Genomic DNA, 18,548 nt, shown 5'->3' with positions numbered 1-18,548 from the left:
AAGCTGCACAAAATTACCGCATGATTATAACGACATCGCACCTCATCACAACTAATTGTTGCAGATGAAGGGTAATTTGTCTGTCTTGTGTGCATGACAGCAGGTGCAGTTATGCCGATTATTGGCTAGCACTCAGGTCAAAATACAGTATGCGCTGGCTCACAAAAGCCACACTTTACCGCGCTTAAATCAACATATTTTGATGCAATTCAATATAGTACATAATAGCCCAATATAGTAAATATCGACCAATTTACAAAAGACTAAAATATAATCGCGGTTTAAACGCGTTCAATTTTGTACCTGAGCATCAAAACCTGCTAGCGTAGCGCCTCATACATTGTTTATGCATTTACGCACTAACGCTTAATTGATTTTTGCCAATTAGAGTACGCCATGTCCCGTTTATTTATTATCGCCGCAATTGCAGCCACTTACTTTATTTTTGCCATCCTGCTCAACAGCGTAGGCACGGTGATTTTGCAATCCATCAACAGCTTTGATGTAAGCAAGACCGAGGCGAGCACGTTAGAAGCGTTTAAAGACCTGTCTATTGCTTTTGTTTCTTTTGCCGTGGCGTCATTTATTCCTCGCTTAGGATATCGCTTTGCGATGCTTTTAGCCTTAGTGGGCGTGTCATTAGCATGCTTTGTGACGCCTATTTTCGAGAGCTTTTTAGCCGTAAAACTATTGTTTGCTGCAATTGGCGTTTCGTTTGCCTTTGTAAAAGTGTCGGTATACTCCATTGTTGGACAACTGAGCACTGATACCGACTCACACTCCTCGCTACTCAATACAATTGAAGGTATTTTCATGCTCGGCGTGTTGAGTGGATATTGGATATTCGCTTGGTTCATAGATAACGAAAATCCGGCGTCGCTAAGCTGGCTTCAGGTTTATTACCCTCTAGCAGGTGTGATATTGCTGGCTGCGCTAGTGGTCTTTTTTGCACCCATTGCCGCGCCACCGGTAAAAGATGAGCAAACATCCGTTTGGCGAGATTTTGTTGATATGCTCAAACTCACTTACAAGCCTTTGGTACTGGTTTTCGTTATTTCTATCTTTTTATATGTACTCATAGAGCAGGGAATAGGCACTTGGTTACCCACATTTAATAATCAAATTTTACACTTGCCTTCACACATTGCCGTTCAGATGACGAGCATTTTTGCTGCAATGATTGCGATTGGAAGGCTATCAGCTGGGCAAATACTAAGATTTATTAATTGGTATCCATTTTTAAATATTTGCTTAGCCCTAATGGCCCTAGCCATAATCGTAACCTTGCCTCTGGCAACTGACTTAACAAATGTGCCCATCGACAGTATTTTTGATGCACCGTTGGCCGCTTTTTTATTGCCCTTAGCAGGGTTGATGATGGCGCCGCTGTATCCGGTCATTAATTCTGTCATGTTAAGTTCCTTGCCTGTTTATCAGCATTCACAAATGACCGGTTTAATTGTGGTGTTTTCAGCTCTAGGCGGCACCACTGGCTCAGTGGTAACCGGCGCGTTATTTGATGCCTTAGGCGGACAAACGGCGTTTTATTTATCTTTAGTGCCCATTGGTTTGATCATGCTATCGCTGGTGTTTTTCAGGCGTTTGTCGAATGCTCAAAAGCGCGAAGTAGAGTTAGGGGCGGTTTAATTTATGGCCAGCAGGAAGAGAAAATGACGACACAAGTAGCAAGCAATAAGCCTGAGTTTTCACTACACGCTAGCCTCGCGTTTTTTGAAAGCGAGCTATTTGCTCGTGTCCAGATGGCAGGTTTGTTTGCCGACAGCAAGACCTTTGCCGATGCAACGCCAAAGCGAACTATTGATGATATTTTGGCCGACTATGAGCAGCAACATAGGTCACCTAACTTTAACCTTCAACAGTTTGTATCTAGCAACTTTGAGCTACCAAAGCCCATTGTTTTAGAAGCAGTCAGTAAAGCCGATGTTAATCCAGCGCCTGAACAAGCACTGAGCATGCTCGAACACATTGATTTGTTGTGGGGTATATTACAGCGCAATGCAGATGTGAGTTTGCCTAATTCGTTGATCCCCCTACCACATCCCTACATTGTGCCAGGTGGGCGGTTCAGAGAGATTTATTACTGGGATAGTTACTTTACCGCAATAGGTTTGGTGCAAGTGGGTAAAAGTGAGGTAGTGGTAGCAATGCTCAAGAATTTTTTGTCGATTCAGCAGCGCTTAGGTTTAATTCCTAATGGAAGCCGCACTTATTATTACAGTCGCTCTCAACCCCCGGTATTGGCGCTTTATATAGCATTGCTGAAAGAGCAAACATCAGTATTTAAAGGCGAAGAGGGTGAGCGTTTCTTTGCGCAGTGCATAGCAGGTTTAGAAACAGAATACTGGTTTTGGATGCAGTCAGAGCAATCGTTACCTAACGAGCCTCTTATGCAACATTGTTCTGCTGCTAAACGAGTGGTGAGGATGCATGGAGGCGAACTACTCAACCGCTATTGGGATGACCAAGCCACTCCGCGCCCAGAATCGTATCGCGAAGATGTAGAGCTGGCAAAAGACCTTGAAAATAAACCATTGTTTTATCGAAACATACGAGCAGCCTGTGAATCAGGCTGGGACTTTAGTTCTCGTTGGTTTGAAAATGGCCAAGATTTAACATCGATTCAAACAACGCATATTGTGCCCGTAGATTTAAACGCCCTGCTGTATTTTTGTGAAGAAAAGTTAGGACAGTGGCAAGCAGACGTTGGCCAGCCAGAAACAGCGTATCGCTATGCTCAGAGGGCGCTTGAGCGAAAGGCAGCGCTAACGCGCTATTGCTACCTCGATGATCAAGGTTTTTTTGTAGACTATAACTTTATGACCAAGGCGCCAAGTTCCGCGCTATCGCTTGCGGCCGTTGTTCCGCTTTTTGTGGGTATGGCAAGTCCTGAACAGGCACAAAGCGTGGCGAGCAAGCTTCAGCAAGATTTTTTGCAAGCAGGTGGCCTTCAAACCACCCTTCGCAACACCGCGCAGCAGTGGGATGCCCCCAATGGATGGGCACCTCTTCAATGGTTTGCAGTAATAGGATTGCAGCAATACGGCCATAACGAACTTGCCTCTACCATCATGCAAAATTGGATAAATACAGCCTCAGACTTTTATCAACAACATGGCTGCATGATGGAAAAATACGATGTTAGCGGCACGCAAGCGCATGCAAAAGGCGGTGAATACGAGGTTCAGCAAGGCTTTGGGTGGACAAATGCTGTGACTATGATGTTTTGCCACTACGTATCAAAGGCAAAGGCTCAAAACTAGAGCCCTTAAGTAAACTGTCGAATACTGCCTTGGCAAAAAATCGCGTTAACTGATTGAGTTGATAGATATTCGCGAAGGCAGTCTGGACGGGTATACGCCGATGGTTAGCTCTTGTATTTAATAGAGCAGCCGTAGGGCGGGGTAAGTTTCTTTTCAATTTCTTGGCCGTTGAGTAAGGCTTGCATGCCAAGGTCTAAATAGTTATCTGCTTTTGGAATGTCGGCTGGGTTAGCAGATTTGATGCTGTCGATGCCACCTGCATATTTAAGCTCCCCACTTGGGTCAATAATATACATGTGCGGAGTGGTTTTAGCTGAGTAGGCTTTGCCTACTTCACCGCTAGTGTCAAATAATACATGAGTAGGGACCGCGTTTCGGTCACGGGTGAGAGCGTTGGCTTCTTCTGCACTTACATAACCCTGCTTGCCCTCAGCCGAGGAGATAATCGATAACCACACTACATCTTGCTCGGTATATTTACGCTGAAGCATTTGCATATTGTCGCTGCCGTAGTGTTTAACTACATATGGGCACAAGTGGTTTGTCCATTCTAATACCACATATTTGCCTGCAAAATCAGACAAAGACACGCTTTCACCGGTGCTCGACGTTAGGGTAAATGCAGGTGCGGGTGCGTCTACCTCGACTCTTGCAGTAGCGCTACAGGCTAGCGCAAGCATAAATATGCTAACAACGACTTTTAATGATTGATGCAACAAAGGTTTAATTAACATTAGAGACTTCCTCTTTAGCTTGGTTAATAGCGCTAATTACAGCGCTAGGACTGAGTATTTGGGGTAATATTTGTTTGCTTTTTGAGCCCGCGTAAACAACGTAAAGCGGTACACCGGCTCGTTGGTACTCGTTGAGATACTGCAATATCTCATTATTCTTATTGGTCCAATCGCCAAGCATGTAGGTCACGCCTTCTTGGGCTAATGCTGTTTTGACCTCATCACTTGAAAACGCGACTTGCTCATTGACCTTACAAGTAATGCACCAATCTGCCGTCATGTTGACAACGACCACCTCTTCTTCATTAATTAAGCGAGTGAGCGTGTCTTTATTAAACTCAATATAACTGAGCGTATCGGATTGCCCATCTTGTTCGATTGAGCCCAAGTGACTTGATGTGCTGACCCACACGGGCAGCAAAAAACAGAGCAAGGCAGCAATACTATTGAACGCCTTGGTAATGGGCGCTTTACTTTGGCCTAAAAGATAAATAAACATGCAAAAGAGAATGAGCGCGCTTAATAAAACAAACTGTAGTTGTGCGCCCTTTTGCCCTGCAAACACCCAACACAGCCAAGCTACCGTGGCGAACATCGGAAAAGCAAGCACGCGCTTGAATGTTTCCATCCATGCACCGGGTTTAGGTAGCCAGTTCTTCGCTCGTTTAGACACAAAAAGTAAGGTAAGGGGAAGCGCAAAACCAACAGCCAAAGCATTAAACAAGACCACCGTGACGTAAGGCTCACTGACTAACGCAACCCCGAGTGCCGCGGCCATAAACGGAGCCGTGCATGGCGACGCAACAATTACCGCCAAAGTGCCGGTAGCAAAATGCGCGCCTGCAGACTCGCCATTTACTAAGCCTTGCCCGATGTTTGCTAAGTTTGAGTTTACGGCCATTGCATCGAGCAAAACCAACGCTATCCATGTAAACAAAAAGGCAAGTAAGACAACGACGACTGGCTCTTGCATATGAAAGCCCCAACCAACCTGCTGTCCGCTTTGTTGCAGAAGCACAATAATAAGCGCAAAGAGATTAAAGCAAAACAGCACGCCGCCTAAGTAGGCGAGCTTGTGTGTTATGCTTTGCTGACTATTTTGCAATGCCATGGCCTTGATTGAAAGGATGGGCAGCACACACGGCATCACATTTAATATTAGGCCACCAACAAAGGCCATGAGCGCAAAAATTGCTAAAGAGGCAAGACTTGCAGGCTCGCTGTTAGCAGCATTTGAAGGCGCGCTTGCACTGGCGGTGCCTTGTACATAATAGCCTTGTTCGCCATTGCTGATTAACCACTTAAGCTCACTTGCTTCGCCATAAAAATAATCGGACCGTGGCACCACGATACGTGTGGTGGTGCCGTCGCTAATAACACTTTGTGCAGCGGCATGATTAATAAGGTCGCTTCTAAATGGGAATACTTTCCACTCATCGGGCTGAACATCGTTCACTTCAAATACAATAGCGCTATCGGTCACCTCAAATAAACCGGTTTTTTGCTCATTACTTGGCCACATTTGACGCGTGTTTTTAAATAAATCGGCATGTTCAGATAGATTCGCCTCATTGCTAATGGGCAAAGACAGGGTTAACGTTGCCCAGCCTGGTATGCAGTCTTCTTTGCACACTAACCACGATACATCGGCTTGAACCACCACAGTGTTTTCAATTGATGCGCTTTGTAGGCTCTGAGTGGGAGATAAATCCTCAGGGATGCTAACTTCAACAATAAGTAAATTTTCAGCCTCGTAGCCGTAATTAACTAAATGCGCAACAGGAATGCCAACGGGCAATGGCCAATTTATATCTTTAAAGCTCAAGTCGTAATTGCTTTGCCATTTAATGGTGGGCGCTTCTCCAGAGTCTCCTGGATTTAACCAGTAGGTATGCCACTGAGGGTCTGGGCGAAACAATACGCCTAAGTGTATCGTGCTGCCTGCAACAATACTGTCTTGTTCGTTTAATAAACTAACTTCGATGTGCGGGCCCACAGCAAAGTTTGAGGCAAGCTCGCTTTGCACAGAAGCAGTATTTTGCGACGAAACTTGCTGAGAAAATGCGTGAGTCGCAAACAGTAAAATAAGGAAAACCGATATTATGCTGCGCATCGTATCTATTAAGCCTGTAAATGCAAAAGTGCTTTTTTTTGCTTTCATATTGTTTTCATAACCAATGGACATCTCTCAATCAAATGAAAACGAGAACTAGGGTCTGTTGACCTTTGCTGTATGATTTTGCGGCAGTTTGTGCGCTATTTAGGCAAAGAATCGTTATTGAAGTGTAGTCATCTACATAAAGTAACGATGATGCAGAATAAATAGTGCACAAGCGCCGCCCGGAGGGTTCGTTCCATGTGCATCCCGCTCTTTGTTACGTGCTCTTGATGCAGAATAACTGCACCTGCAAGCACGTGCCGCGATCGGAAAGCACATGAAACGAACAAAATTCATACAGCAAAGGTCAACAGACCCTAGTTTAAACAATAAACTTTACGTGAAGCATGAACAATAGGAACAAAATTTTCGTCACGCTATGCGGTTTATTTTTACTGCAAAATACTGCTATCAGTTTTCAGGGGAAACGCAGCAGCACGAGTGCTGTGTGCGGATTTTTATCGAGTTTACATTGGCAGTATCGCAGCTTAGTGATCCCTTTAGGCAGCGCAAACCCTAACGCGGAATTGCTTGTGCAACTTAATCAAAACAAAGCAGCGATAGAAGAGCGTCGTTTACGAGTGATGTTTGTCACAAACAGTCACCTTATTATCCATACAGGGCAACACTACGATATTGAAACGGCCAAAACCTGTAGAAATATAGTCACGCAGGATGCAAACAAACGTCCTTTTTTAGTTGGTTTAGATGGGGGGTTAAAATCGATTTATGAAGTCTATGAGGAAGACAGATCTTTTGACCTCAAGGCGGTATTTGCCGATATAGACGGCATGCCGATGCGAAAAGCAGAGTTGACGGGTAGAAAATATTAAGTCTGTCTTGTTGTCGGTGTATAGCCCAGAGATGCTCGAGCTTATTTGCTCGCAAAGAGACTTAGTAGTGCTTGAATGGACAAATTTGATTTGAGAATTGGCGCGCCTGGAGAGATTCGAACTCCCGACCAACTGGTTCGAAGCCAGTTACTCTATCCAGCTGAGCTACAGGCGCGCAACGTGGTGTATTATATATATTTTTTGCTAATGTAACAGCGCTATTTAGGGCGCAGCGTATACGATTGTTCATATATCATTCATAATTTTTCCAAAAGCATATGCCGAGCGCTTGATTAGCGCTTTTTTGCGGCTCTCCTACAAAATATTTTTTGTTTGGGCTTGTATTGTGCGTTGCCTAACACAACTAACTACTACTTAAGTTTATTTTTACTAAGCGAGTTACTATGTCTACATCACCCTTATTTGACACTTATCAATGGCACGACCTTACGTTAAAAAACCGTATGGTGCTTGCGCCAATGACCCGTGGACGCGCCGGAAGTGATCAGTAAAGGCGATGCTGACATTTTCAAAACAGTGAGATAAGTCATGGACTATAAATTTTATAAAGATGTGAGCTCAAATCCAGTCGCCGAGTGTGAGTCTGAAGTGAGCGCGTTTGGTGATTGGCTAAGCAGTGAGATAGGCACTTGTCGCGATACAGTGCTTAACTTACTTAAAGTGATCGCGCAGTTGCAGTCTGGGCAACTCACATCGCATAAGTTAAAGGGCAACGACTATACTCTTAATCTCGATACCGAAGAAGCCGAGCTGCATACGCATCTTGGCTTCTATGACGAAGACATTGAGCTGCCCGAGGGGACCGAGCTTGATCAGCAAACTGCGGTTGGCTGCGGGCTGCAAGATCTAAAGGAGATGCTGGAACAGTGGTATGCATTTATTCAATAGGCCAAATAGGAGGCGGTTTCGCTTCATGACTACTTTTAATTATGTTTCGTCGTCCATGTTAACACTTAGTCTTCTTATTACCCTAAATGCACAATCTCAGGAAATTTTGCCAACTGAACCCCAGCTTTTGTTGCAGGAGCAGGCACACAAACACCAAAGCGGTCACATAGATATTGACGAACACGAACACGAACAAGACAAAGCGCATGAACACGGTCATGATGATGAGTTTGAAACCATCATCGTGACGTCTACGCGTATTGGGCGAGCAGTAAATGATGAACCCGTTCGAGTGGAAGTGATAAACCGCGAAGAGCTGGAAGAAAAAGCGATAATGCGCCCGGGTAATATTTCTATGCTAGTGGCAGAAACGGGCGGTGTGCGAGTGCAAACCACATCGCCTGCGCTAGGCAGTGCAAATATTCGTTTGCAAGGTTTGTATGGACGTTATACGCAGCTACTAAACGACGGTTTGGCGCTTTATGGCGGTCAGGCCGCCTCAATTGGACTATTGCAAATTCCACCTACCGACCTTGCGCGGGTCGAAATAATTAAGGGCTCAGCTTCATCTTTATATGGTGGTTCGGCTATGGGCGGTGTTATCAATCTTATATCGCGCCGCCCCAGCGATGAGCCAGAAGCAGAACTCTTATTAAACGCGACCACACGCGACGGACAAGATATAACGAGCTATGTTGCTGCCCCTATTAGCGAGGCTATAGGCGTATCGTTTACCGGCGGGGCACATCATCAAGCCATTCAAGATTTAGACAATGATGGCTGGATAGATATGGCCGGTTATGAGCGATACACCGCTCGCCCTCGCCTGTTTTGGGAAGGGGACGATGGCGCTACGGTTTATGCTACAGCCGGTTATATGACTGAGAATCGCACAGGTGGAACACGCGCAGGTGCGACGCTTGCAAATGCAAGTGAATTTGTGCAAAACCAAAACAGTGAGCGTCTCGATGCAGGGCTTGTGGCTAGTGGTGCACTAAACGATACCTTGGGCTGGGGTCTGCGCGGCTCTGCCATGATGCAACATCACGATAAAGATTTTGGTGGTGTGCTCGATAGTGACAAGCATGAAAGTTATTTGATAGAAAGCACGATATCAGGCTACACACTCGATATGAATTGGGTGATGGGCGTGGCAATGCATTCAGAACGCTTTGAATCAGACGACTTTGCCCAGTTTAACTACCGCTACGACGTACCCGGTATATTTGCTCAAGCTGATTACGAAATATCATCTTATGTATCAAGCTCGCTTAGCGCTCGTTTTGACCGACATAGTGAATTTGGCTCACAGTTTAGTCCTCGCATATCTATGCTTTATCGTCCTGACGACTGGACTATTCGTGCCTCGTATGGCCGAGGTTATTTTGCGCCAACGCCGTTTGTTGAAGAAATCGAGGCTGCGGGTTTAGTGCGCTTGGCCCCGCTTGACAACATACGAGAAGAAACCGCCACCACATCATCTGTTGATATTGCTTATCAATTCAATAAGCTAGAAACAAACATTACCCTATTTGCCTCAAGCGTAGACGGCGTAACCGAGCTTGAGGCTTTTGTATCGCCCGATTTCCCTCTCCCCGACAATGGCATTGGCAACCGCGTGCGTTTGGTAAACAGTGAGGGAGAGTCGCGTATTTATGGTACAGAGCTATCAACGCGCTACAAATGGAAAGACTTTAAAGTCACCGCGAGTTATTTGTATTTAGATGCCACCGAGCAAATGCTAAATGCTCATACACGTCAGCGCATTGCGCTTACTCCCCGGCATTCGGCGGGTCTGGTAGCCATGTGGGAGCGCCATGGAGAATTTCGCACTGGTTTTGAGGCCTACTATACCGGCAAACAGCGCCTTGATGGCAACCCTTATCGCGATGAGAGCAAGGCGTATTGGCATTTAGGCCTGATGGGGGAGATAACCGTGGGCGCAATAAGCTACTTTATTAACTTAGAAAACTTACTGAACATTCGTCAAACCAAAGAAGACTCGCTTGTGCTGCCCAATCAAGCACCCGACGGGCAGTGGACGACGGATATTTGGTCGCGCAACGACGGCTTCATTGTAAACGCAGGCGTGAGAATCCGATTTGGTGAAGACGCCCACTAAGCTTTTGCTTGTGCGTGGCTCAGGTATTCGGATGCTGCCAGTCGCCGGTTTTTCCGCCCGACTTGCTTAGCACACGCATGCCTTCAATGCGCATGTTTGGGTCTGACGCTTTGCACATATCAAATAGGGTAAGGGCAGCAACACTCACTGCGGTTAGCGCTTCCATTTCGACCCCGGTTTTACCGCTGAGTTTGCATAAAGAAGTGACCCTTAAACGCAATTGCTCTGCTTGCACCTCAATATCTACGTCTACCTGGCTCAGCATAAGCGGATGACACAAGGGTATTAGGTCGGAGCATTTTTTTGCGGCCATGATGCCGGCAATTTTTGCAGTTGTAAGTACATCGCCTTTTTTGTTTTGATGTGCGAGCACCTCATCAATGGTTGCTTGCGACATGTAAATAAAAGCCTCCGCCGTGGCAACACGCACAGTCTCTGCCTTGCTGTTCACGTCAACCATATTGGCCGAGCCACTGGCATCTACATGGGTGAGATTACTCAAAGTGTTTACTTCCTTTTCTAGACTATCTTCAAAGCACTATAAAGTAATGTGCTGGCGCTGTCAGGTATCGCTTATTGAAAATAATAAGCGCAGCTCAAGTAACTGTTACGAAACGCTACATGCCATGTTTTTGCTGTAAGTCTGCGTATGCCTGTTGCAATTGAGCAAGAATAGAGGGGTCGAGTTTTTCGGTATTTTGATTACTAAGCGGTGTCTGGCTAAGGGTAGTAGCGGGTAAGTCAAAACCGTTTTGCTGATATTTGTCGCAAATGCTGTTTAGTATGCCAGCCGGATTTGATACCAAATCTTCGTACGCAATTTGCACATAACGTTTGCTATCAAGACTGCGCAAACCCGCTTCAATGGCTTTTTCAGTGTAGTAGACCTGCCCAGCTATTTGTGAAGCGTATGGCAGGTCTTTCAAGCTGGGGTATTGAGCAGGCTTTGCAGACCACCACGTGTTAATACACCCGGTTTCTTTTATGCGCGCTTGATATATCGACTGCATGGTAAATATGGGTTCACGCTTAGTATATAAAAAGATGTCTTTTGAACAGTGGGCGGCAAAATCCGTCAGGTTATATTGAAGCATCATTGCTTTGGTTAAAAACGGTTTTCCGCTAAGTCGAGACGGCTCATTCAGTTTGCTAAACATCTCTTTGATGCGTGCATTTTGAATTTGCGATTCACTAAGATGCGCTATATCTATTGTATCTATATATCGACGAAAGAAATGGAAGAATTCGTTGGTATTAAGTAAGCCCTTACTTCGGCCGTAGTGCGATTTATAATCGCTATTTGTTGGCGACAGCGTGCCCTCGTCTAAAAGCAACTGTTGTACAAGTAAGCCAATATAGGGGGAGCTGGTAAACCTGGCCATAAGATTGCTCGGCACGTCCCAAATTTGCGTGCGTGCTAAGTATTGCAGTAAAACAGTTGTGCCACTTCTGGGGCAGCCGATGATGTACAAATTCGGCTTGTGCGAAGATGCCTGCGCTTCATCTTGTGGCGGCAAAACAATCTGCGCTAACGCTTGGTTTAGCTGCTTGATACGTTCAAGCTCGTTCATGCTCTTTATTCAGCCTCTATTCAACAGACCCTAGTAAGAATTACGATAGCGTATATGCCTGCAAAAGCATTTTTACTTGCTCTGGTGAGTTCCACATTAACACATCTATCATAGAGAGATTATCTACAAATGCCTTTGAATTTTGTGAGTAGCTAATATCTTGTTTTTGGCAAAAGCGAAGCTCAATGCCTTGCGCTAAAAAGTCCTCTTTTGTGTAGAGTGAGCGCCCGCCAATCGGGTTGCAATATATGCATGCGTCAAGAGCCTTAGTGATGTTGCACAAGGTATCTGTCGCACTGCCTGAGTCATCAAAGGTTAAGTCACTTGCAAAGTAAAACCGTTTATCAATCGATAAGTATGACATCACACTTTGAATCGAATTGGCGTTTAAACTGGCAAGTGAGCGATTGCTATTGGTCATCACGCTATGCACCAAGTCCAAGACGTCATTTACATACGGCGCTTTTGCATAAGCATGTGCTATCGTTTTTAGTGTTTTTGTGTACTCGTTTGTATAGCGCAGTGAAGCAATTGATGCATTTTGAGAGGCATCTTGTACAGGAAGCGTAAAGCGCTGCTCTTTGCCTTGGAGTAAAATATTATTGCGATTGACATAACCACGCTTGATAAAATTTACCGTATCAAAAAACACAAAAATATCGCAATGATTTACCAGCTGATAGTAACCTAAATAGGGAAACAAATACGGCTGCACTATACCAATACTTGTCGGCTTGTCTGGTGAGCTTATTTGATGCATTGCTTCACTATTTCGCAAATAAGCTTTACCTCAGACAGCTGCATGTAAAAATGCAGCGGCAAACATAGCACTCGTTGCGCGATATCTCGACTGGTTTTCATGGGAGCATATGCATTAAACAATTCGTCTAACGAGGGTGAAAAGTAAGTGCGACTGCCAATATTTCGCTCATTCAATGCGGTCTGGACACGCGCTAATTGTGCATCATTGTCACATACTATAGGCATGTAGGCGCCATTAAATGTTGCATCCGGATGCCACTGTTGTAACTGCAAATAGTCTTTAAGCTGCGCATTGTATTCAGTAAACAGCGCCTGACGATGCGCGATAACGTCATCCATAAGGGCTAAATTGACCAAACCTACCGCTGCTTGGTATTCGTTAAGTTTTGCATTAGTACCAAGACCAACAATCTTTCCGCCTTTGTAGCCACAAGAAATGAGGCTGCGAGCGTTCTCATAGTCCTCAGCATGTTTAAATATAATGGCGCCGCCTTCTACCGTATGAAAAAGCTTGGTCGCATGAAAGCTCAAAGTGCTGGCATCGCCATAACTCAGTACAGAGCGATTTTTTATACGCACGCCAAACGCATGGGCGCCGTCATATATCATCTTTTTATGGTGCTTTGCACAAAGGGCATCGAAAGCGTCAACATCGCATGGGTTTCCGTATACATGCGTAGCAACAATCGCGTCGGTGTTAGGCTGAGCATTGAGCGTGTTTTCTGCAGTCTCTGGGCATAAATTATAAGAGTGTTGGTCGATATCACTGAAAACCAGATCATCTTTTTGCCACAAAAAAGCGCTAGCAGTGGCGACATAGCTGAAAGGCGTCGATATTACAGAGTCTACTTCCAATGCACGCCCAGCTACCTGTAAGGCACTTGTGCCGTTGTTCACCAAAAGCAGGTTTTTGACCCCAAGGTAGTCTTCTAAACGTTGAGTTAACTCGTCGTGAAGAGGACCAAAATTACTGTACCAGTGATTTTCGTGAATTTTATTAAGCCAATAGTGTAGCTTAGTCAAATCAGGCTCAAGTGGCTTGTTTAACAAGATATTGTTGTTAAGAGCCGGCGTTTTAACTGGCTTGGCGCGATGAAGAGGCAGCACGCGGCCACGCATCTGCTTTGCGTCATCGTGATGGGTATCTACTTTCATTTTGCGTAGTCTGTTCACGTTTACCTCTGTGCTTTTTTTACTTTGTTCACTTATGTGTTGTTTATGCCAACTCGGGGCAATGAGGCGGCATAAGCACTGTCAAAACCTCGTCGTTAGCGGATAATCTTCGCCGTTTACTGACTTTTTACGCGGCATAAAAGCGGCAAAAATTGTTGGCCTGACTGCATTTATGTGTATAAAAACCTAGGCTTTCATTTTTGTAATCAGACTTTGTGTAGTCAGACTAAGCATATATTGCGCCATATTGCGCCATATTGCTCCATATCGCTTTGGACCAGCGCTGCGCCAGCTTTCAATAAGCATGTATTTAAGTGCATGCAAGGCTCATCAATGAAAAAGAGGTTTATTGCTCGAATCTGTTCTTGTTTAAGGCGCTATTGTTTAAAGCGACCTTGTTCTAACTACCTTTATCTAGACACGATTGCTTAAAGAAATAGGATTCTGCGTAGAGACATTTTATTGAAACAAACTTTGCGGGCACAAATCATGCATTTAGCCTAATAGGTCGACACATCATTAACGGGTGCATTATGAGCCTCGCGCCAATTGCTATTAGTACTTATTCACGCTTAGAACACCTTAAGTTAACCGTATCTGCTCTACAGAAAAATACCCTTGCCCAGCAAAGCGAGCTTTTCATTTTGTCTGATGCTCCGAGGCCTGGAGATGAACAGTTGGTGCAGCGTCTTAGAGCTTATGCTGATTCGGTGAGCGAATTTGCACGGGTAAAAGTCATTAAGCGCACTAGCAACGGAAGGGTCGCAAATAGCCGTGGTGGTATGCATCAACTCATGCGGGAGTATGGCAAAGTCATTTTTTTAGAAGACGACATTGTGACCGCGCCGGGGTTCTTGCAATTTATGAACGATGCGCTGGTCGAATATGAGCATCATCCTGACGTGTTGAGTATTTGTGGGTATTCTCCGCCTTTGCCCGCCGCCCAACAGAGTGAAAGTGACGTGTTTGCGCTACCTAGAATGATTGCTTGGGGTATGGGGTTGTGGCTCCCAAAGTTCGAAAAAATCAAAGCTGTACCACTAGACGAATTTAAAGCTTTGAGCAGTGATGCACGGCAAATTGAAATACTGAACAGTGAATATGGTAGAGATTTATTAAATCGATACAAAGCAGAAGCATACGGACATATTGACGGGCTTGATAATCGCGGCTGCTATTTGCAAATGAAAGCAAACATGGTCACCGTGTATCCTAAACAGTCGTTGGTGGCGAATAAGGGAAACGACGGCAGTGGGCAGCATGCCAGCATTACCAATAAGTTTGATGTTGAGCTATGGCAAAAAGAGCATGGTTTTCAATTTAACAATGCCTTAGAGGTAGACAGACGCATTCGCGCGCAGAGTATTGAGTTTTTTGCGCCCACCGAGAAAGACATGTCGCCCCACATCATCGACAATATCTTAAGTCAAATACAAGGCTCGGGTATAAAGGAAATTGTATTATGGGGCACCGACATATTAACAAGTTTGTTCTTAGATAAACTCACTACTTTAAGTAATCCGCCAAAGGTTATGTTAGTGGTGGACTCGTGGGCCGAAAAAGGCGATAGGTTTCAGACTTATAAGGTGTTAACCCCATCTGAGGCTTACGCTAAAGGGCACAGAATATTCGTTATTATGTCTTTTGCTTCTCGCATGAAAATAGCGGATGCAGTTTATGCCTTGGGCAAAGATTGTAGCGCTATTAAGTACGAAGATGGACTTGAGTGATTGCAGTCACACTTGATTGTTTGCCCTGCATCAAGTGGGCTTAGTTAAGTGGACATAATAAGGCAGACGTATTTAAGCGGGCTATTTGCTCCAATTCGCTAATGCTGCTTTATCAGAGGCTTTCGTTGCGACCCATTTCATGGCCTTTGGGTTACCTTCTTTTTTCCACAGAGGCGCATCGTTTTTCAAGTGATCCATTATGAATTGCGCAGCCGTGAAAGCGTCGTTTCGATGGCGAGATGTTACGCCAACAAATACAATCTGCTCACAGGCTTCTAGCATGCCAACTCGATGGATAATTTTAATCTGGCCCAAGTTCCATCGCTGCTTTGCCTGATTACAAATGTTCATTAACGACTTTTCAGTCATGCCGGGGTAGTGTTCGATGAACATACTAGAGACAGACGCGTCGTCATTAAACTCGCGCACTAAACCTGTAAATGTAACGATGGCACCGTCGCCACTTGCTTGTGTCCGCAGAGCGTCATATTCCGCCCCCATGCTAAAATCTTCTTGCTGAATCTGAATCATATTTACCCCCCTGTGACGGGCGGGAAAAACGCGACTTCGTCGCCATCGTGAATGCTAGTATTTGCATCGCAAAGCGTGTGATTTACTGCACAAAGCACGTTTTCGTTGTTTAAAAACGACCACTGCTCACCGCGTTGAGCGAGTTGTTGAAGTAAACCGGCAACACAAAGTTGTTCGCTGGCCTCTATGTGTATCGAGTCGGTGCCGACGCGCTCCCTAAAATCTGCAAAGAGCTTAACCTGAATCATTAAAAAACACCTTTTGTGTTGCCTTGTGGCAAGAGTATTTTAGCTTGGGTGTTTTATTGTCACTTGCCCGGTGTCAATTGCCAACCCTATCTTGCAAAATAAAGACGCAAAAATGTATTTGCGTCCCATCTAAACGCCCTTGCTTTTGTTTTACTCTAGTAACAAGCCAAGGGCTCGTACTCAGCAATAATAAGAAGTACTAACAAAAAGCACTGATTAAAGTCACTAATAAAAGCAGTACCGTGCTCATGGTATTGTCAGCACTGTGTTCAGGTGATACAACCCTATACAGGACACAGCTAGTTTTATAAATATAATGAAAGAGTTATCTACCGCTGAGGCGATACGTTACAACCGTCAGATTGTTATCCCCGGTTTTGACTTAAATAAACAAGAAATGCTGATGAGCAAATCGGCCTTAATTATCGGAGCCGGCGGCTTAGGATGCTCTGCGGCACAGTTTTTATGTGCATCGGGTGTTGGTAACATGACTCTGATGGATAATGACACCGTGGCCTTGAGTAATCTCCAACGTCAAATTTTGCATTTTGAAACAAACGTCGGGCAGTTGAAGGTGGCGTCTGCTGCTGAAACGCTGCATAACATTAACTCAGCGGTAAGTATAAACGCAATAGCCCAGCAAGCCGATGAACAAACCCTTGGTATACAAGTGCCAGCGCACGATATTGTGCTTGATTGCAGCGACAACTTAAGCACTCGCAAGCTAGTAAACGAGCTTGCTTATCGGTTTAACAAGCCCTTAGTTTCTGGCGCCGCGATCCGTATGGAAGGGCAAATATTTTGCACAGACCCAAGAGCAAAGACGGCTTGTTACGCCTGCGTTAGCCGGTTTTTTGGCGAGTTAAATTTAAGTTGTGTTGAATCGGGTGTTATGTCGCCCGTTGTGGGAATAATTGGGGCAAGCCAAGCGCTTGAGGCCATCAAGATATTGACTGAATTTGGTCAGCCCGCAATCAATCGACTACAAATGTATGATGCAATGACCTCAACTTGGCAAACGTTTAGCGTAAATAAACACGCCCAGTGCAAAGTGTGTTCATAGGCTCATAATATTAGAGCGTATTTTATGAGCATATTCGAGCTCTTGATTATATAAGGATGAAAGGTGCGCTGAAGAAGAGATTTCAGCGGTATTCGCTATCGTCTCAGGCGTGATCTCATCGTCAATATCAACCAATAAGCTGTCTATGTTAAGGTCTCTATAAATTCCCAAAATCTTATGGTGTTGTTTTTTGTCAATAATCCCAAGGTGTGCAGTACCAAAACATAAGCTTGGCACTAATATGTGCAACCTATTGCTCAATACAAAAGACGAATTTGCGTAAAGCTTTAGCGCTTCGTTTAGTCTTAGCTTTTTGTTAATAAATTCGCAGTTGTATCCTCGCTCTTTAAATTCACAAAACAGTCTATGATTAAAATCTCGATCGCTGGGCACCTGATAACAAAAAACCAACTTATTAGCTTGTTTTTGTTCAATAAGTTTTGCCAACTTGTCAGTTATTTTTTCGGTGTAGCCTTGCGCATTGAACATGGCGTTAGTTTGCTCTCTAAAACTAATAACTAAATTGCCATTGCGCTCGCTTTGTTTATTTTCAGATATTTTTTTTATATCGTCAGATACGAATGCAAGGTCTGGAAACCTCTCAACCTTCGAGCTTTTGTTTAAATTAGCTATCGATATCGAGTCTCTTATCCCGTAAAAAGTGAATGCGCTAGCCCGAAAACGTTCTGCTACTTTAACGGGCCAGTCAAATGGACCTAAGCAGCCTCCGAATTTTAATATTTTCACGCCGCCGATCTTTAATAGATAGAAAAAACATGCGCTTACAAAAATAGAAAACGCTTTTTTTATACCTTCGCCAAAGAAGTGCCCGGGTATTGTCAGCAAAAATGTTTTATGTCGAGAGAGGGTGTTTTTGATTAAGGTCTTATAAAATGTGTCTGAAAGTTCGCAGTTTTCAATATCTTTAGTGAGTTCTTCTAAGAATTCATCTGGACTGGAGCGCCTGTCGATTATGACTTTTCCATAAGATGATACAAACTGCAGTAAGGCTCGGTTGATTAGCAGGTCACCTTCATTATTGAATGAAGTAATTATGCGTACAAAAAAATAACGTTCATTAGACATAAACTAAAAATCTTCCAACCTGTAATATTATTGAGGTGATTGCATTAAGATATTCAAAGACCAATGTAGGCAAAGATAAATGCAGGCGGCGACAGTTTGGATGCATAAAAAATTACGTACTCAAAGCCCTTAGCAACTTTGCCATTTATTACTTTGCAACAAAAACGTCTCGCGATTAATTGGTTATCTATTGTACACAAATCTTTGTTACAAGGCTCTTTTTTACGTCTTGGGTACAAAGAGACCTTGAATACTAAGCAAAATAGCTAGCATAAAAAATCATAAAAAAGACATGTTTTGTCTCGATACCTGAGTATCATAGACGCCAGTAATGTCGATTTAAGTAA

The 18,548-nt window shown here is 44.3% G+C and carries 16 protein-coding genes and 1 tRNA gene; 7 read left to right on the top strand and 10 right to left on the bottom strand.

Translation table 11 applies throughout. The features are described from left to right. Window positions 1-396 precede the first annotated feature (396 nt). On the top strand, window positions 397-1,647 hold the full coding sequence (locus ACFO4O_RS10950; RefSeq protein ID WP_382408445.1) for an MFS transporter: 1,251 nt from the start codon (window positions 397-399) through the stop codon (window positions 1,645-1,647). Window positions 1,648-1,670: 23 nt separating this feature from the next. Next, entirely contained in the window at window positions 1,671-3,281 is a 1,611-nt protein-coding gene (treF, locus tag ACFO4O_RS10945) for an alpha,alpha-trehalase TreF (RefSeq protein WP_382408443.1), read from the top strand. A gap of 104 nt (window positions 3,282-3,385) precedes the next feature. Here treF and ACFO4O_RS10940 read toward each other — a convergent pair whose 3' ends face one another. Continuing rightward, complete coding sequence (locus ACFO4O_RS10940) at window positions 3,386-4,015, bottom strand: thioredoxin family protein (RefSeq protein ID WP_382408441.1); 630 nt, start codon at window positions 4,013-4,015, stop codon at window positions 3,386-3,388. After that, window positions 4,005-6,176 (bottom strand): protein-disulfide reductase DsbD family protein, encoded by a 2,172-nt coding sequence (locus ACFO4O_RS10935; RefSeq protein ID WP_382408440.1) that lies wholly within the window; start codon window positions 6,174-6,176, stop codon window positions 4,005-4,007. Before ACFO4O_RS10935 ends, ACFO4O_RS10940 begins: the two co-directional genes overlap by 11 nt. 344 nt (window positions 6,177-6,520) lie before the next feature. On the opposite strand from ACFO4O_RS10935, the gene ACFO4O_RS10930 reads away from it, so the two are divergent. Next, entirely contained in the window at window positions 6,521-7,006 is a 486-nt protein-coding gene (locus ACFO4O_RS10930; protein WP_382408438.1) for a DUF4174 domain-containing protein, read from the top strand. A 98-nt stretch (window positions 7,007-7,104) separates the two neighbouring features. Here the strand turns inward: ACFO4O_RS10930 and ACFO4O_RS10925 are convergent. After that, window positions 7,105-7,181, bottom strand: a tRNA-Arg gene (locus ACFO4O_RS10925). 374 nt (window positions 7,182-7,555) lie between these two features. Here ACFO4O_RS10925 and ACFO4O_RS10920 point away from each other — a divergent pair. Further along, on the top strand, window positions 7,556-7,915 hold the full coding sequence (locus ACFO4O_RS10920) for a YacL family protein (protein ID WP_382408436.1): 360 nt from the start codon (window positions 7,556-7,558) through the stop codon (window positions 7,913-7,915). Between the two features lie 25 nt (window positions 7,916-7,940). Then, window positions 7,941-10,037 carry a TonB-dependent receptor plug domain-containing protein gene (locus ACFO4O_RS10915; RefSeq protein ID WP_382408434.1) on the top strand — a complete coding sequence of 699 codons (2,097 nt, stop codon included), beginning with the start codon at window positions 7,941-7,943 and terminating at the stop codon, window positions 10,035-10,037. A gap of 19 nt (window positions 10,038-10,056) precedes the next feature. On the opposite strand, the gene moaC is transcribed toward ACFO4O_RS10915, so the two are convergent. The 4 genes from moaC to ACFO4O_RS10895 all read right to left on the bottom strand — a co-directional run bounded on the left by moaC (window position 10,057) and on the right by ACFO4O_RS10895 (window position 13,543). Further along, the gene (gene moaC / locus ACFO4O_RS10910) at window positions 10,057-10,539 is read right to left on the bottom strand and encodes a cyclic pyranopterin monophosphate synthase MoaC (RefSeq protein ID WP_382408432.1); all 483 of its coding nucleotides are present in this window, start codon (window positions 10,537-10,539) and stop codon (window positions 10,057-10,059) included. Between the two features lie 115 nt (window positions 10,540-10,654). Further along, the gene (locus ACFO4O_RS10905; RefSeq protein ID WP_382408430.1) at window positions 10,655-11,608 is read right to left on the bottom strand and encodes a sulfotransferase; all 954 of its coding nucleotides are present in this window, start codon (window positions 11,606-11,608) and stop codon (window positions 10,655-10,657) included. A 40-nt stretch (window positions 11,609-11,648) separates the two neighbouring features. After that, window positions 11,649-12,368: a WbqC family protein gene (locus ACFO4O_RS10900; protein ID WP_382408428.1), complete on the bottom strand. Its 720-nt coding sequence runs from the start codon at window positions 12,366-12,368 to the stop codon at window positions 11,649-11,651. Further along, complete coding sequence (locus ACFO4O_RS10895) at window positions 12,356-13,543, bottom strand: DegT/DnrJ/EryC1/StrS family aminotransferase (RefSeq protein ID WP_382408426.1); 1,188 nt, start codon at window positions 13,541-13,543, stop codon at window positions 12,356-12,358. The genes ACFO4O_RS10900 and ACFO4O_RS10895 overlap by 13 nt, the downstream gene beginning before the upstream one ends. A gap of 533 nt (window positions 13,544-14,076) precedes the next feature. Between ACFO4O_RS10895 and ACFO4O_RS10890 the strand changes: the two genes are divergently transcribed. After that, complete coding sequence (locus tag ACFO4O_RS10890; protein WP_382408424.1) at window positions 14,077-15,273, top strand: glycosyltransferase family 2 protein; 1,197 nt, start codon at window positions 14,077-14,079, stop codon at window positions 15,271-15,273. Between the two features lie 81 nt (window positions 15,274-15,354). Here ACFO4O_RS10890 and moaE read toward each other — a convergent pair whose 3' ends face one another. Both moaE and ACFO4O_RS10880 read right to left on the bottom strand, forming a co-directional pair. Beyond that, window positions 15,355-15,804, bottom strand: coding sequence for a molybdopterin synthase catalytic subunit MoaE (moaE, locus tag ACFO4O_RS10885; RefSeq protein WP_382408422.1), 450 nt, complete (start codon window positions 15,802-15,804; stop codon window positions 15,355-15,357). A gap of 2 nt (window positions 15,805-15,806) precedes the next feature. After that, a complete protein-coding gene (locus ACFO4O_RS10880) occupies window positions 15,807-16,052 on the bottom strand; it encodes a MoaD/ThiS family protein (RefSeq protein WP_382408420.1) in 246 nt (81 codons plus the stop codon). A 316-nt stretch (window positions 16,053-16,368) separates the two neighbouring features. Here ACFO4O_RS10880 and moeB point away from each other — a divergent pair, with 316 nt between their 5' ends. Further along, a complete protein-coding gene (moeB, locus tag ACFO4O_RS10875; protein ID WP_382408418.1) occupies window positions 16,369-17,115 on the top strand; it encodes a molybdopterin-synthase adenylyltransferase MoeB in 747 nt (248 codons plus the stop codon). Here the strand turns inward: moeB and ACFO4O_RS10870 are convergent. After that, window positions 17,110-18,201 (bottom strand): polysaccharide pyruvyl transferase family protein, encoded by a 1,092-nt coding sequence (locus ACFO4O_RS10870; protein WP_382408416.1) that lies wholly within the window; start codon window positions 18,199-18,201, stop codon window positions 17,110-17,112. The two genes, moeB and ACFO4O_RS10870, sit on opposite strands and share 6 nt — an antisense overlap. Window positions 18,202-18,548 lie beyond the last annotated feature (347 nt).

Source organism: Glaciecola siphonariae (genome assembly GCF_042652645.1).
GTDB lineage: Bacteria > Pseudomonadota > Gammaproteobacteria > Enterobacterales > Alteromonadaceae > Glaciecola > Glaciecola siphonariae.
This window is presented reverse-complemented; position numbering and strand designations above follow the sequence as displayed.